Source organism: Parahalioglobus pacificus (genome assembly GCF_014652275.1).
GTDB lineage: Bacteria > Pseudomonadota > Gammaproteobacteria > Pseudomonadales > Halieaceae > Parahalioglobus > Parahalioglobus pacificus.
Genome location: NZ_BMYM01000001.1, coordinates 1,087,036 through 1,102,340, shown reverse-complemented (window position 1 = coordinate 1,102,340; position 15,305 = coordinate 1,087,036). Strand labels below are relative to the sequence as shown.

The following is a 15,305-nucleotide window of genomic DNA, read 5'->3' as shown; positions in this document are numbered from 1 at the left end:
CGACAGGGAGTTATCGCATGCGCCGTTTGTCCATAGCCGTACCTTTTTTAGTCATTCTCCTGGGGCTAATCGGTCACGCGGCGGCGGCCACACCGCTTCCGTTGAGTAGCCCCAATGTGAACCCTGAGCCCGCCGAGGGCGCCGCATACTTCGGCGCACTGGATGGAGCGGCGGTCGTCAGTGCGGCCGGTAACGCGGCGTACAGTATCCCCATTGAGGCGCCACCGGGCAGACGAGGCCTCGCGCCGAACCTGGCAATTAAATACAACAGCAATGTGCAGAACGGTCTCCTCGGCGCCGGTTGGTTCATCAGCGGTCTGTCCAAGATCACACGCTGCCCCCGCACGCTGGCTCATGAGGGCCTGAGTAGACCGATTAAATATGATCAGTGGGATCGCTACTGCCTGGATGGCCACCGACTGTTTGCAGTTTCAGGGTACAACGGCGCAGACGGTTCTTACTATCGCACCGAGATCGACGGGATATCAACGGTTCAGTCGCATGGGTTCGCTAATGGCCCGCTCAGTTTTACCGTCAAGACCAAAGACGGCCTGGTGATGGAATATGGTGCCACCGCGGATTCCCGTGCGGAGGCCAGCACCACCTCGAATGTGCGCACATGGGCATTGAACAAAGTGTCTGATGCCGCGGGTAATGCCTATCACCTACATTATGTTGAGGTCAACTCACACGGGCGACATTACATTGATCGCATTACCTACAATGCCGCGGTTAGCGTCAGTGGCGGTGTTAGTTGGGGCGCAACCGATACCGAAATCAAGTTCGTCTACGAGAGCCGCGCTGACAACATCACCCAGTATGAGGGTGGAACGTATCTCGAACGGCACACTTTTAGATTGGCGCGTATTGAGTCATCGGTGGATGGACAGATTGTCAGCAAGTATCGCCTAGACTATGAGGAGGTGGGCGTCGCTAAGCGCTCTCGTATCACCCGGGTCCGGCGGTGCGATGGTACCGGCTCCTGCCAAGACCCTATCACTATGGAGTGGCAGCATACCGGGACGCCATCATTCACGGCCGGTTCGATGACTGTGCCTACGTTTGTGGGTAACTCATCAACGTACGCCTCAGCAGCGGCGACAGCGCCCTTCGATTACAACGTACCCCGCTGGCACGATATGAACGGGGACGGCAAGCCGGATTATGTGCACCCCATGCCCAATGCGCATGGACACTACCCGTCGTCCAACATGACGTTTCGGATCATGTTGAGCACGCCAACAGGCTACACGACACAGGATTGGCCATCCCACATCGGAGGTCACCCCAAAGACTTCCACTGGGTGGATATCGACGGCAATGGCACAACGGATATCGTCAAAGTTGTAGCCACCACAGGCGTCGTTGACGCTGCGCTCTCAACGGGCTCCGGATTCACCAGCGGCTCCCCCTACGACACGTTTAGCTTTGCCGTAGCAGATGCGTATCGACTGGCAGACATGAATGGGGATGGCCTCATCGATATTGTGAAGTTCTTCCACAGCAACGCCACCAATCCCACGTGTCCTTGGTCTAGCTTGTGCCCCCCAGGACCAAAGCAAATCAAGGTCACCGTTCACAAGAATAAAGGAAATGGCGCAGGTTTCTACTGGCAGGGTCAGTGGATTGGCGATACGCCGGCTACCTACTACCAGCTCGTCGATCTCAATGGTGACGGGTTGGTAGACCTGCATACTGATAACCGATACATGTATAGGAACACGGGTTCGTCATTTAGCGGCACAGCCGTTGACTACACCAAGCCGCCGGGTATCTACGGCGTGGCATCAATGCAAGACTACAACGCCGATGGCTTGATCGATCGGAAGGCTCCGCATTCAGACGGTACGTGTTGCCGAGTTGAACTGAACCGAGGCAACCGATTCGGGTACGTTGCCGCGAACGGTGTCGTTGCCAATAGCTATATTGACGACAATCCCTACACGGATGGCTATCAACGGACTGGGCCCGGCCGCATTGCGCAGGTCTCTTATGCCACTGAATCTACGTATGTGCCTAACCCCCCGATAACGCCAAACCTGACAACCTCGCTTGCACTCAATTTTGCAGCGAACGAGTGGGGTAACGGGTATTCCCCGCTCAATCTTTCCTACTCAGGCACGCACCTGGGTGGCTTCCATCAGTGGGCGGATATCAACGGCGATGGGCTCATGGATTTGACGCTGGCTGTTAATACAGCATGCAAGTTAGTCCCTACTCTGGAGCCGTGGTTTACAATATATTTCAGGACAGATACCTACCATTACTGCGAAACAGGCACGCTAAAGACGCTGATCCAGAACGGCCATCCCTACAGCCTGCTGAAGAAGATCACCCAAGGCAGGGGGGTAAGGACGATTTTCACCTACAAGCCACTGACCGATAGTAATGTCTACACCAAAGGCAGCTCAGCGACGTTCCCGGACTACGACATACAAGACACCACCTATGTGGTCTCTCGCATGACCCAGTCCAATGGCATTGGTGGCCTGGCAAGAGTTGACTACCAATACGAAGGGCTGGTTAGAAACGTGCAGGGCCGCGGTGACAAAGGCTTCGCCAAAATCACCGCGAAGAATGTAACCACTGGTATCAACACCGTCACCGAATACGCGCAGGCGTTCCCCTACACAAGCCAACCCACACGCATCGAGACCCGACGCGCGAGCGACAACCAACTGCTGAGCAGCTCCGACATCACGTACTCAATGATGAACACGGTGAATTCGTACACCAAGTTGCCGTACGTCAACACCCGGGTTGAAAAGGGCTACGCACTCTCCGACGGCCGCTTGTTGAGCACCAAGACGACTACCAACAGTCAGGTGGATGTCTACGGCAATATCGGTGTGACCAACGTGCTGCTGGAGGATCACGAAACCGGGACCAACGTTGAAACCGAGCGCACGACGACCTTCAATATCGACGCCAGTTGGACATATTGGCGCGTGGGGGAAGTGGCTTCCGTAAGCAATAAAACGTGGCTCAATGGCATTAACGACCCGAGTGAGGATCGCTTCACGACGTACACGTATGCCCCTGCCACCGGATTCCTGCTCACGGAAACCATTGAACCTGGGGCGGGTGTGGGCATCGAGTCTACGCGAACGTTGACTTACGACGCGGTGGGCAACGTCATCGCTGAAACCGTTTCCGGACCCGGCATCGCGAGCCGAACAACGACGACAACCTACGACAGCGATTACCACTTCCCGATTTCCGTGACGAATGCCCTGGGGCACGTGGCCAGCCAAACCTGGGATGATCGATTTGGCAACAAGCTCTCAGAGACCGATGTTAACGGCCAAACCACCACCTGGAGCTACAACTCCTTTGGCATGCAGATTCTGGAGACCCGGCCAGACGGCACCACCACGCAGACGGTCTTGTTCACCTGCACAGCGGCGACCTGTGGACCCATCGACGCCACGTCCTATGTGGAAAGTTTGTCATCCGGCCAAGCACCTACGAGAACGTATTTTGACCAGCTAGGCCGCACAGTGCGTCAGCGAACTCAAGCCTTCAACGGCAACTACGTCAATACGGACACCGAGTACGATACAAAAGGGCGGGCATACCGCACCTCAGAGCCGTACTTTGCCGGTGGTGCCGTGCACTGGAATACGCAAACCTTCGATCTACTCAATCGCGTAACGGCAATCACGGCAGCCGACTCCGTGAACTCCGTATCGACCAGCTACGACGGATTTACCGTGACAACTACTGATGCGGTGAGCCGCTCAGAGGTACGCGCCGTGAATGCCCTGGGACAGATCATTCAAGTCACCGATAAGGCAGGCACGCTCATGACCTTCGCGTACGACGCGGTGGGCAATCGAGTGACGGTGAACAACGCCGTTGGTACGGCGCAAGCGAGCAGCGTGCAGTATGTGTATGACCGGCTAGGCCGACTTCTGAGCCAGTCTGACCCAGACCACGGCCTGTACACTTACACCTACGATGCACTGGGCAACAAGCTGTCGGAGGTGTCGCCTAAGCTAAGCGCAAACTCCCAGAGCATCACCTATCAGTATGACCAGCTCAACCGGATGACAAGCCGGACCGAGCCCGAGGGCACAACGGTATGGAGCTATGACGACACCACCGGGGGCAATCTCGGCTTAGGTAAGGTCGCCAGTGAGTCCATGACAGGGTTTAGCCGCTCTTACAATTACGGGCCAGGTAACTACGGGCGACTCACGGGTACTGACACCACTATAGGCACGAGCACCTATGCAACGGCGTACACCTACGACAGCCTCGGCCGGGTGGCGATGGAGTTCTACCCGTCCAGTGTTGCTGACCCCGGTGGTTTTGTGGTCGAGTACGAGTACAGTCCTGTTGGGCATCTTGAGGCGGTGCAATCCCTGGGTGGAGGCACGGTCTTCTATCAGCTTCTCGATACCGATGCCGCCGGTAGAGTCACCTCGGAATGGTTGGGTGATGGCTCCACTGTCAGCCAGTCTTACGCAGGGCAATCTTCCCGCATCGCATCTCAGAGCAGTCTTATCGGACCGACCAGCGTTCAGGAATTTACGTACACCTATGACGGGGCGGGCAATATGCTCAGCCGCAGCGATGTACGTCAGAGCATTACCGAAAGCTTCACCTTCGATAACCTGGATCGCATGACCAGTGCGCAGGTAGGTGCAAATCCGGCAGTGACCTACGGATTCGACGCCATGGGTAGTATTACCGCCAACAGCGATGTGGGTAGCCCATACCTCTATACCGCGAATCCCAAACATGCGGTGAATCAGATCTTGTCTGGGGGATCGTCTATCCACACCTTTGGTTATGACGCCAATGGCAACATGGATGTGGTGGACGGGTCTCCCATGATCACGTGGTCGAGCTACAACAAGCCGACCCAGATCAGTTCAGGCGGCGTGACTTATCAGTTCGCATACGGCACAGATCGTAAGCGCTTCAAGAAAATCCGCAACGCTGTGGAAACGCACTATGTGGGAAGTAACTTCGAAGCGACTGACAGTGCTGGCCAGGGTGTGGATCACTTTAGGCACTACATCCGAGCGAACGGCAAGGTTGTGGCCATCCGAGAGGATGATAATGGTACCGTCTCAAACCACTTCGTCCACCGCGACCATCTGGGGAGTGTGACGGCGCTCACGGACCAGCTGGCGGGTGTGACTGAGCGGTTCAGCTTCAATGCCTGGGGCGCACGGCGCAGCGCCGTTGACTGGACATCGGCGGCTCCCGCAACAGATGAAATCCGCGGCTACACCGGCCACGAGCACCTGGATGACGTGGGCATCATCCACATGAATGGGCGGGTATACAGCCCAACCCTGGCAAGGATGCTATCCCCAGACCCCGTAACGCAGGCGCTGGAGAATGGGCAGAATTACAACCGGTACACTTACGTATATAACAATCCGCTCAAGTACACAGACCCAAGTGGATATGAGCCTTGTTTATATGTCTGCAGTATGGCTGCCAGCTACCTTATTCAGGGGATATCTGATGTGCTGTTTGGGAGTAAGAAAAAAAGCCCAGATCGTTTGTTTCGAGATGCTGCGTTGAGTTGGTGTGGAAGCAACGCTGAGTGCAAACGGGAGAGGCTCGGAATCAAAGGCCGCACACAGCAGTGGAACTTTGCCAAAGCAGAGTTTGGGAATTTTTTGGCAGCGGCCAGCGCTGAGTCAGGAGACAGTGTGGATGGAAGTGGGGTCGTCAAGGAGACAGTGGTGCCCGGCTCGGAAGAGGCGTACAACCTGTTTGTTAAGCGAGTCAACGAACTTTTTGCCACTGGAGAGCTAAGCGGACGTCGTACATACGGATCGCCTGACGAAGCAGCTATTGCGATTCTGACTGTAATGGCCCCGTTGTCGGTGGACTATGGCTTTGAGGTTGCCGGAAGTATCAAACAACATGGGCGAGATCGCTGGGTGTACACGAAGCCGAAGGTTGGGACGGCAGGAACCGCAAAGCTAAACCCGCACCATGCTGGATATCATACCCATATTGATGGAGCGCTAGTGTTCTCCAATAAGATATATAATTATGGAAATGATCCCAGGGGGGGTGACTCTGCCTTCGTCAATGCGCATGACGTTTCGCTTTACCTTGGTGTTTTCAGCAAAACACAAGGAGTAAGAATTGGGGTGTGCGAGCCTAAAAATTGCAGGGATGTGGGTATGAACGGAACCAAACCAAGCAGGATTCTCAGGTGAAATCACTCAGTCTAGTTCTTTGCTTTATCGCCTCGCTTATTACAGTTGAGCACGCTTATGGAGATGCACTACCCAAAAAGGTATCTATGTCACATGAGCAGGTGAAAGAGTTCGGATTTGATGTCAGCCAGGAAATAGCAGGTGAATCGCCAACGACATGGCTTGTTCATTTTAGATGGCCAAAGATAATTGATGCGGATTGTGTTCCCGCTCGAGCACAAGTGTTCATTATTGGTACAAATGGCGAGGAGGTGGCGGGGATTTCGTTCGACTATGTCGAAACTAATGAACGATCTGAGTTGATGTTCTATTTCCAACCAAAATCGAACGATGCTAGCGTAAGGGTATCCTGCTCCCGCTCCGGGGAAGCCGGATCTACGAGAGCGGTTGTTTACTCGATTGATTCTGTAAAGGGTTACTTCTAGCCTAGCCATTTGGAGAGAATTGGAAGGACGGGAACGCAGTTAGGTCCAACCCTTCAGGGCGCCCGGTATGAACAAAACAACCGATCGTTCTGGCCATAAATATTCACATCGAGTTTTTGCATAGAAGTGGGAACCTTGGAACTGTGTAAGTTTGTTGTCAGTTTTTAGGTAGTTTCGGCAGAGCGTTCATTAGCGTGCGTGCTGATGGCTGAGGTAGTTGTTACAAAAGGTATACAGGTAGATATTGGATCTGGTTCTGTAGGCACTGACACCAGCGTCATGGTCTGTCAAAGCGAATTACGACTACACCAATTGGGTGCATAGAACTGCAAAAGCAAGTATTCGAAAGCAAGTGATACATGGCTGAAGCAGCATCACAGTTACAGTCTATGTTGGCTCAAATGCTCGTCGATGTGCTGGACAATATCTATACTAGTTTTGACGCGATTACGGCCTGAGCATTTGTTGGAGCTACTAACTGTCCCGCTGCTCTGGTAAACAGCAGGTGTATTTCTCTTGATGGTGCTGCTGGTCTTGTCTCACGTCTTAGCCTCACCTTCGTCTTAGGACATACTTGCGGCCTTGCGATGGCCACTTATGCAGAAAACGACAATAGTGTTCACGTCCAACATAATCGACTCAAGCGCACGCGCAGTCGATCGACCTGGTTCGACGTTCGCTAAGTGTATAGTATTTGAGCAGCCAACATTCCCTCTAGACTCGCACCGACTGGCCTTTTGGAGAAGAGTGTGAGTTCCAGCGCTCCGATGGTCAACGCTATTCGGTAGAGGTGGTCAGGGCAATTCTACATCCCGGTCAATCAGTCGCAGCGCCAATACCCACCAGGTCCTGGGTATGAAAACACCTCGGGAGACGTACAAATTAGCGGCGTGAGTGTGCAGTTTTAGCTGGGTCATTACAGCGTATACGATCTAACTAAAACTGCACATCAAATCTACTAACTGTTACGTCCCCCTGAATGCTGACAAAGAGTGTGCTTCGACCAAAAGGAAGTCGACCGTAACCGGTTGCCTCAGCATCCGCCGAAGAAGAACTATATGAACCCACGGAACTGGAGCAGCAGAATGTGCACCCCGCAATTACTGATCTACCGGTCAGAATCGAATTCGAACATAAGTCTTAGCTGCCATGAAGAATTGAGCCCGGGCGGCGAGGGTGCTCGTGCTAGCGCGATCTAGAGCCCGCATGAGCTGAATGAAGTTGCTTGAGCGGCGGAGTAAGCCTAATAGTTTTGCTTCCGCTGGCACCGTGAAACGCTATCTTTGGCGAAGCAGTTCCTGCTCAGTAAACTCGTATGATGTGTAGTCCATGTCAGTCAGCGGCAAGAAAAACTCTTCGAAAAACTGGTCCGTGCTGCTACAGGGCTCGCTCACTCTAGCAAGATGATTGACGAGAGACTCGTCTAGTTCAGTGTCTCCAGTGACGACCGTACGTAACACATCCTGTTTCCTGAATACATGCGCTGCATCGTACGGCGGGCGCAATGACAAGATGTCGGCCCTCAGATCGTCGGTCGCTCTGACTGTATTTGGGCAGGATTGATGAAAATACTTGCTGAGCGCGATTGCTGCTCCCATGGCCACGTTAAACGCGGCTATCAAGTCTCTGTGAAAGGCCCACTGCTGAAACTCCTCTGATACCAGCCAACATGACTCATTTTGTATAAAGTAGGTTTTGATGCTTGTGTCTATCGGTACAGACAATCTCAACCAGTTGAAAAGGTGATAGCTACGCAAGTCTGCCTGATCGAAGTAGTCTCTCTCTGCCGAAAGTGCCAGATCGAGCCATAAGAAAACAGCAAGACTGAGAAAGCATGTTGGGGGGGCACACGCGCCCATAACGTTGATTCTTCGGAAATGCTCTCGGTGCAGTGCATAGTTTTTTGCGCAGAACCGTCTCGCCACCGCCAAAAACTGATTGAGAACTTTATGCCGCGTGTGTGTTCTCCAGCTCGGTAGTCGCTTTAGCGGCAATCTAGGTCTGCCGTTTTCGAGCTTAATCAATGGCCAAGTTTGGCGCTTGGTGGGTTGCTTTTGAATGCCCCACCGTTGGAAGAAGTTCGGGTCGTTGAATGAGAGTTCCACAGCTTTGAACGTGGGATAGCGCGGATCAATGATTGAACAAGGCTGCCATTGTGTGTCCTGAGAAGCGGCTGACAGAAACTGCCAATCGTTGCTGAGCTCGCTAACAAAGCGGTGCAAGAGGTCGAAGCCGTCGCCCCAGCTATTGTCATTCGAGGGCGAGTAATACGCGCCCCAGCCGCAAGTAAAACACCGACGCGTTGCAAGTTCCGATAGTGACGGCATGTGTTCGCCGCAGCTCGGGCACACATCGCGCAACCGAAGCCCGTGGATTGGACAACGTGTTACCCAAGGCAAGTCGAACAAAGCAGAATGGAAGCCCGACGCTTGACACTCAGTGCACATACTTACGGGGGAGGGCCATGCAGAGACCATCGATAAGTTCTCTTTTCCCTCCAAAAGGCGTATGCGGGCCGAGATCCGCGAACCGGGAGGTAACTTTGGTGTGAGCTTGCGCAGCTCGCCATTGAGCGCCTGAGCGGCTATGCCAGCATTTGCTGAGTAAAAGCGTCGCACACATGAATACTCACTCTCATAGCGACTGCCATACGCAAGGCCTGTAACAAGCTTAGCCATCTTAACGACGCCGAGTGCCGCCGTATTCGGGACTGGCCTCTGCCAAGCAATGCGCGACTAAACTCTCGTTAAGTGTTTTCAAGCCATCAATGGCCAAATAGTCGAGCAGAAGGAACTGCACGGTATCGATGACGGATTGCATGCCCCAGGCTAGGGGCTCACCCTCAAGCCGTCGACACCTGAAGACGCTCCAGAGGAGATCTGACTGATCGGCAAGCCGCCAACCGGCGGTGAAATCTTCAGGCAGTATCATTTGGGTGTAGCTGATTCCGCTGTCAGCTGGGTATTGCAATGTATCGTAGGCACTCAAGACGCTACGGAGCTCTCTCTGCGACTGAATACCGTAAAAGTCGATCGTTTGATTCATGTAACGCCCTCTGAGATAGCTGTACTTGGGACTCCTAAATGCGTTCAGCAGCGGCTGTGCGTAGTGCGCATCTAGCACACTGATGACGGATAGTTGAATAGAAGGCCGGTACTCCAGATACGTGGCTATTTCTGAGAAAACATCCCACTGCTCGATACGAAGCTTGTGCGCATCGTCGATGCAGAGCACAACACGCTGCGTACCAGCTTTGAACGCGTACTCGCGTAGGTGGCTAGCCATGCGCTTGGCCATCTGTGCAGGGGTATCACGCGCTCGAATTTGGACATCAAACTGTTCGCATAAGGCTGTTTGAAGTGACCGGACCGTCGGAGTGTCGCGTCTAGCCGTGGTGAAGTGCAGGCTAGGAATAGGCCTCTCGCTACGATCAACCAGGTCACGCAGTATTTTCTTTAATGCTGTAGTTTTACCGCTGCGAGCATTGCCGACCACAAATATGCCTGTGGACCCATTCCAAAGACGCTGATACAGACGTTGCTCCAAACGTTTTAAAGGTGGTGTATGGAACATCAGCGTTCGCGGATTGAATATTGGATGATCGATTGAGTGACTCAACCCGGCTTTCTCCCCTGCAACCTGAAGGCATTAGTGCGCGTCCAAGGACGTGTCGCCCCAGAATCTGGCTGGCTTACGTTGTCGACGTTCCCTTCACCAGGGTTTGACACATCGGAAAGTAGACGAAGTAGCTGCGTAGTATCGCGGGGTGTTGCTTTACCACGTTCAATGTTTTCTAGCAGGGCCGTCACTCCGTCTCTTTTGTTCTTCCTCGCATCTCTGCCACCCTTAGTTAGCCACCTCAGCGAGGTCAGGCTCAGGGGCCTGCGCCGGTAGCTTTTTGGTAGGCAGAACTGACCGCACAACACACCACGATGGTTCTCGGCCTGAACATAACGAACGTCCCTTGAGTCATACCGAATCGTAACCTGCTTTGGCAGCTCCACATCCGGCTCAACAGAGCACAAGGTGTATCTCATACCGAGAACATTGACCCACGGCGGTCGCGTTTCCGTTCTGGACCGGTGTACGCGGCAAGTTTCTTGCGCGCGGAAGAATTGCTCGGTATCAATAACGCTCGCTGGCATCTGAAAGACGGATTGCTGTGCTGCGAGCTCCGCGTAGTAGTCGATGGGTGTGCGCAGATCGAGCTCTTGTTTAGGCTGCGTGTTGTACTCTGCCAGGACGACGAGCAATGTATGCTCCAGCTGTTCAAGCGTCAGCACCGGTAATTTCTTCTTGTGGCGGTCAGGCTCTCGTTTGGGGTCGCGACTGTGAGACCCAGTGGTCGATGGGAATCGGTGCGTTGCTTGGCCATTGATGACATGAAACAGCCGTTCGACCAGATGACGCCTTAGCGGTGACGCAGGCCTCCCTAGGTGCAATGTTGCCGATAGCTCATCACATATTGCGTCTTGTACCACGCCTGCGTGGTGCGCCATCGCGTTATCAAGGCTGAATGCGCCTATGGGCGGCATCCATTCCAAGCCAAGCTGATTCGGAAACCAAGGCTCGGGAGGCAACGTCAGACCGTCCGACAGCGCTTCAGGCGCTCTTAGAGGAGCGAACACTGTATCAAGTAAGCCGAGGAATTCGTGTGCGCTGACACTTTTCGTATATACAACCTTGAACCCGAGCACACAGCGCGTGGCTCTATCGACGGCCAGTATCAGTGATACCCGCGTCAATGCTGCACGCTGTTGTTGACCTTCAACCAACAGTTCTAAAGAAAGACGGACATCCAGGAGCTGCTCATCGATTTGAATCTCTCCCAGTACTCGCTCGGGCTCCCGTGTCTCAGATGAACGCTGTTTGATACCTGACACCATTTTTAGCTCACGCAGCTCCGCACGCTTCTTATGCAGGTATTGGCGGCAGGATTCACGTGCCAGCGATTCATGGCAGAAAGGATAGGCATCCTCAGGCCACTGCTGTTTTCGCAGCGTATGAATGAACAGTTTGTGCAAGTTTTGTGGTGATAGCCGCTGTGCGTGTTGGGTTTGCTTGAGATCGTCTTCAATGGCGTCATCCAACGTTGCCTTCAGACCAGTAGCCGTGCGAAGTAGCCGATCGAACGCGCCGGCCCCGCCGGCCTGCGCTGTTAGTGTCGGTAGCGACTTCGTTCGCTGATACGCGCCAGCGTGGATGTAGGGAATACAAGCCGCAGTGAGCAGGGGGCGCTCATCTGGCTGACCGCCGAGTGCCCGAGACAGCAAGCGGGTCAATGTGCTGATACTCATGTCATGCATTTGAGCAACCTGTCCTATTGGCTCGCCTTCAAGGACACGCGCGATCATCTCGCGCCGCTTGTGATACGTCTTACGTTTTGCCTTTTCCAGGGTTTTAGGATCAATCCAAGGCCAGTTGGCCATGGACTGCCACCGAGGCTCGCGATTCAAGCGCTCACGCCACGTGATAGGGGCCATGAAAAATCCTCGTATTCCAGTCCATCGGCTGCACTTTAAGGTCAGCGCAGAGGTGGCCGTCATGCAACGCTCTCAGGAGGGCAATTAGCATTCGCCATTGCTTTTCATCCCGCGATACCTCGACCAGCGCGTGCAGTGGAATGCCCGACTCATCCATGCATTGTGTGCTTTCAGCCAATTGTCTTCGCTCTGCATCGACATCCAGCCACCTAGCGGCGTTCAATAGCCCAACGATATGCAGCCAATTTCTGGCCTCAGCGGCGCGTGAGAAGATCGCCTCGTTAGTCCAAACTTCAAAGGCCATACCGTACTGACGGAAAAATTGCTGCAGTGCTTCGATCGGCACCGCCTCACGGTGCGCCTCAGGCTTGATCTCTATCACCGCGCTCCGGTGATCGCGGTACAACACATAGAGGTCGGGGGTATAGAGACGATTACCCACTCTTAGCCGATACGGCTGAGGGACGTAAGCCGTAATGTTGAGATCACCCTCAGACAAGCCAGCTTGCAGGTATTCAGCGGCGGAATGAAATTCGGACAAGGCGGCATGTTTGATCGTGCGCATGATTCGCAGATCACAGGCCTTCCTAAATCCGGCAGTCGCGGTGTGTTGTATGGGGTGCTTAGCCTCAGAACCTTCCCAGCGCACCAATGGCGTTCGCTTTCTTTGAGACACCTTTGGCCCCCCGCGTGATTCGATAGACCTCATCAGATAGACAACGGATCGGCCCTTTTCCAGTCGGACTTAGGCACATTTCAACTCAAACGGGTGTCTATATCGTCAGCCTACAGTCGGCACTTGAGGAAAGTGTTAATGGATTTTATTTGATACCAGCGGCAACCCCCGAAAAGCCAATAGAATCTAACAGCGGGCATGAGGTGATGGTTTCAGAGGGCAATACGTGACCAAAGCTGCCCGAGTTTTTAAGACTATTTTGGAATGAGCGGGTGGCTTTTTATCGCAGTTCGTTTTTCGGGGAGGAAGTTCATGACTTCCTAATTGTGCGCGAATCTTTCCATTTTTCTATATTTTGGTAAGAAGCACGAATCGGCGCTTTAGGCTTGCTTTTGCGTGTATCTGAGATTGACAGATCCCATACATCAACTATTTTCTAATCACTGCATTTCCAAAACTTCATGTTAAATGGACAATTTTTACCCGACTCGTAATGTATTTTCACCGCAGGCCCGTGAAAAGCTGTTCCAAGAACGGCCCGTGGTCGCAAATGCGTTTCCAATTAACTCGGTTCATATTGATTGGGATCGATTAATCGCAAAGCGCCCCTACGTCTTAGAGACCGTCGATGAGATGCCGGCGTACCTTTTAAAGCCCGAAGTGGTGAAATTGCTCAATAATGAGCACAACCCGCAGCAACGATTGATTCTGGATTTGATGTGGACGGTCGGGGGGAGGGTGTCTGAAGTTCTCTCACTAACACCCGCTAGCTTTAGTAACGATGGCTACGATGTCTTAGTCCGGTTGAAAACGCTCAAACAAGGGGCTGGGCGGCCGTCCAAGCGGGCGCAAGCGCGGTCCAAGGTGAGGCATATCCCACTCAAAGACCCCATACTGCTGGATCGCATTCAGACGCATATCCGGGCAGGGCGCTTCCGCAGCACAGAGCGCATCTTCCCGATTACCCGGCAGACCGTGAACAACCGGATCAATCGACTCGTGGAGTCTTTGGGCGGTGCGCCTTTCAGCGTTCACTCGCACACCTTCCGGCATTCCTTTGCGATTCATCTGCTTCTGCATGGCCGGCCCTTAAAGTACATTAGCCAGTTGCTAGGGCACTCCAGTGTTCAGTGCACGGAGATCTATACCAATGTGCTGATCTCAGACGCTAGCCACTTCTTGGAAGGGGTAGATTTTCACTGAGTCGGGTGGGTCAAAAATTGCTGCTTTGGGTCAATGCTGCAACGTCTCTCACTAACTTGAGTGATTGCAATGTGTGACCCGAACCTACTAGCAAGCCTTGCCACCTAGCTGTCTCGGTAACACAAGCGGTGCTTCAGGTTTAGGATAATGACTCGACTCGCGATTACATAGTTGAGGATAGTAAGCGAAGTTAATCTTGACACAGTGGAGGGTGGCTACATGACAAAGCCGTATAGGGTTCTGTCAATTGACGGCGGAGGCGTAAGGGGACTCTATTCTGCTTGTCTATTGCATGGCTTAGCCCAAAGAGTTGCCCGATCAAATGGGAGCGACGTTGAAGAAAATTTAGATATCGGAAGCGCTTTCAATATGATCGTCGGGACGAGCACCGGGGCAATATTGGCGGTCGCACTTGCAGCAGGAAGACCCCTTGAAGAAGTCATTCAGCTCTATCAAGCACGAGCTAAAGAAATATTTCCCGCCCCGACACCCACACCTCCCTCTGGAGTGAAATTCTATAGGTGGTTGTGGGCGCACAGGTCTAAGTCCTCAGGTTCCGAGGATGCCCTCAACAGCGCACTATATAAAGTGCTCAGAGAAGAAACTATAGGAGAGATGTACGAGCGAAGGGGTATTGCATTATGCGTACCCACCATTGATGCAGAGACGCGAAAGGCCCGGGTGTATAAGACACCCCACGACAATACAAATAATCGGCTTCAACGAGACAACGACTATAGGCTTGTTGACGTATGTATGTCCTCGGCTTCCGCACCAGTTATGTTTCCCCTGCATAAAGTCAAGGACCCAAACAGCCCTACTGAAAACCATAACTGGTTTGTTGACGGTGGCCTCTGGGCAAACAACCCAGTAATGGTGGCGTTAGTAGAAGCTCTGAGTTTTGCGCCCGAGGGTTCGCCAATTGAGCTTGTTTCTGTAAGCACATGTCCACCCTTTAAGGCTCCTCCAGTTAGAGAGGAAGAGTCCGATCGCGGCATACTAGCCTGGAAGGCTGGAATAGGAATGCTCGAAATGGGGCTGGATGCTCAATCACAGGCTTATGACTACATGGCTAAAGCGTTGACGGACCACATTGGTGGAGGGGTGAGCTATATCCGCCTCTCAGATCCGCTTGTGGATGAAAACATAGCCCGCGATCTTACGCTTGATAACCCCTCTGAGCGGGCAATAAGCGCCCTCGTAAGCCTCGCCTCGAGAGCAGTGGATCAAAACATCAGTGAAGCAACTACTGGTGATCAGACTAAACGCCTTATCTTGCAGGTGTTTTCTGATATCGCTGCAGTAGAGAATTCAATCATTTAGA

General features: G+C 53.2%; 8 protein-coding genes. 4 read left to right on the top strand and 4 right to left on the bottom strand.

Annotated features, from left to right (window positions below; genetic code table 11):
- The first annotated feature begins 17 nt into the window (after positions 1–17).
- The gene (locus IE089_RS05075; protein ID WP_189475737.1) at positions 18–6,194 is read left to right on the top strand and encodes an RHS repeat-associated core domain-containing protein; all 6,177 of its coding nucleotides are present in this window, start codon (positions 18–20) and stop codon (positions 6,192–6,194) included.
- Entirely contained in the window at positions 6,191–6,619 is a 429-nt protein-coding gene (locus IE089_RS05070; protein WP_189475735.1) for a hypothetical protein, read from the top strand. The genes IE089_RS05075 and IE089_RS05070 overlap by 4 nt, the downstream gene beginning before the upstream one ends.
- Positions 6,620–7,896: 1,277 nt before the next feature.
- On the opposite strand, the gene IE089_RS05065 is transcribed toward IE089_RS05070, so the two are convergent.
- From IE089_RS05065 to IE089_RS05050, 4 genes are all read right to left on the bottom strand, one after another.
- On the bottom strand, positions 7,897–8,946 hold the full coding sequence (locus IE089_RS05065; RefSeq protein WP_189475733.1) for a hypothetical protein: 1,050 nt from the start codon (positions 8,944–8,946) through the stop codon (positions 7,897–7,899).
- A 352-nt stretch (positions 8,947–9,298) separates the two neighbouring features.
- Positions 9,299–10,192 carry an ATP-binding protein gene (locus tag IE089_RS05060; protein ID WP_229802682.1) on the bottom strand — a complete coding sequence of 298 codons (894 nt, stop codon included), beginning with the start codon at positions 10,190–10,192 and terminating at the stop codon, positions 9,299–9,301.
- Between the two features lie 41 nt (positions 10,193–10,233).
- Positions 10,234–12,102 (bottom strand): hypothetical protein, encoded by a 1,869-nt coding sequence (locus tag IE089_RS05055; protein ID WP_189475729.1) that lies wholly within the window; start codon positions 12,100–12,102, stop codon positions 10,234–10,236.
- Positions 12,080–12,667 (bottom strand): TnsA endonuclease N-terminal domain-containing protein, encoded by a 588-nt coding sequence (locus IE089_RS05050; RefSeq protein ID WP_189475727.1) that lies wholly within the window; start codon positions 12,665–12,667, stop codon positions 12,080–12,082. Before IE089_RS05050 ends, IE089_RS05055 begins: the two co-directional genes overlap by 23 nt.
- A gap of 579 nt (positions 12,668–13,246) precedes the next feature.
- Between IE089_RS05050 and IE089_RS05045 the strand changes: the two genes are divergently transcribed.
- Together IE089_RS05045 and IE089_RS05040 are read left to right on the top strand one after the other, a co-directional pair.
- Positions 13,247–13,981, top strand: coding sequence for a tyrosine-type recombinase/integrase (locus IE089_RS05045; RefSeq protein ID WP_189475725.1), 735 nt, complete (start codon positions 13,247–13,249; stop codon positions 13,979–13,981).
- A 219-nt stretch (positions 13,982–14,200) separates the two neighbouring features.
- On the top strand, positions 14,201–15,304 hold the full coding sequence (locus IE089_RS05040; protein WP_189475723.1) for a CBASS cGAMP-activated phospholipase: 1,104 nt from the start codon (positions 14,201–14,203) through the stop codon (positions 15,302–15,304).
- Position 15,305 lies beyond the last annotated feature (1 nt).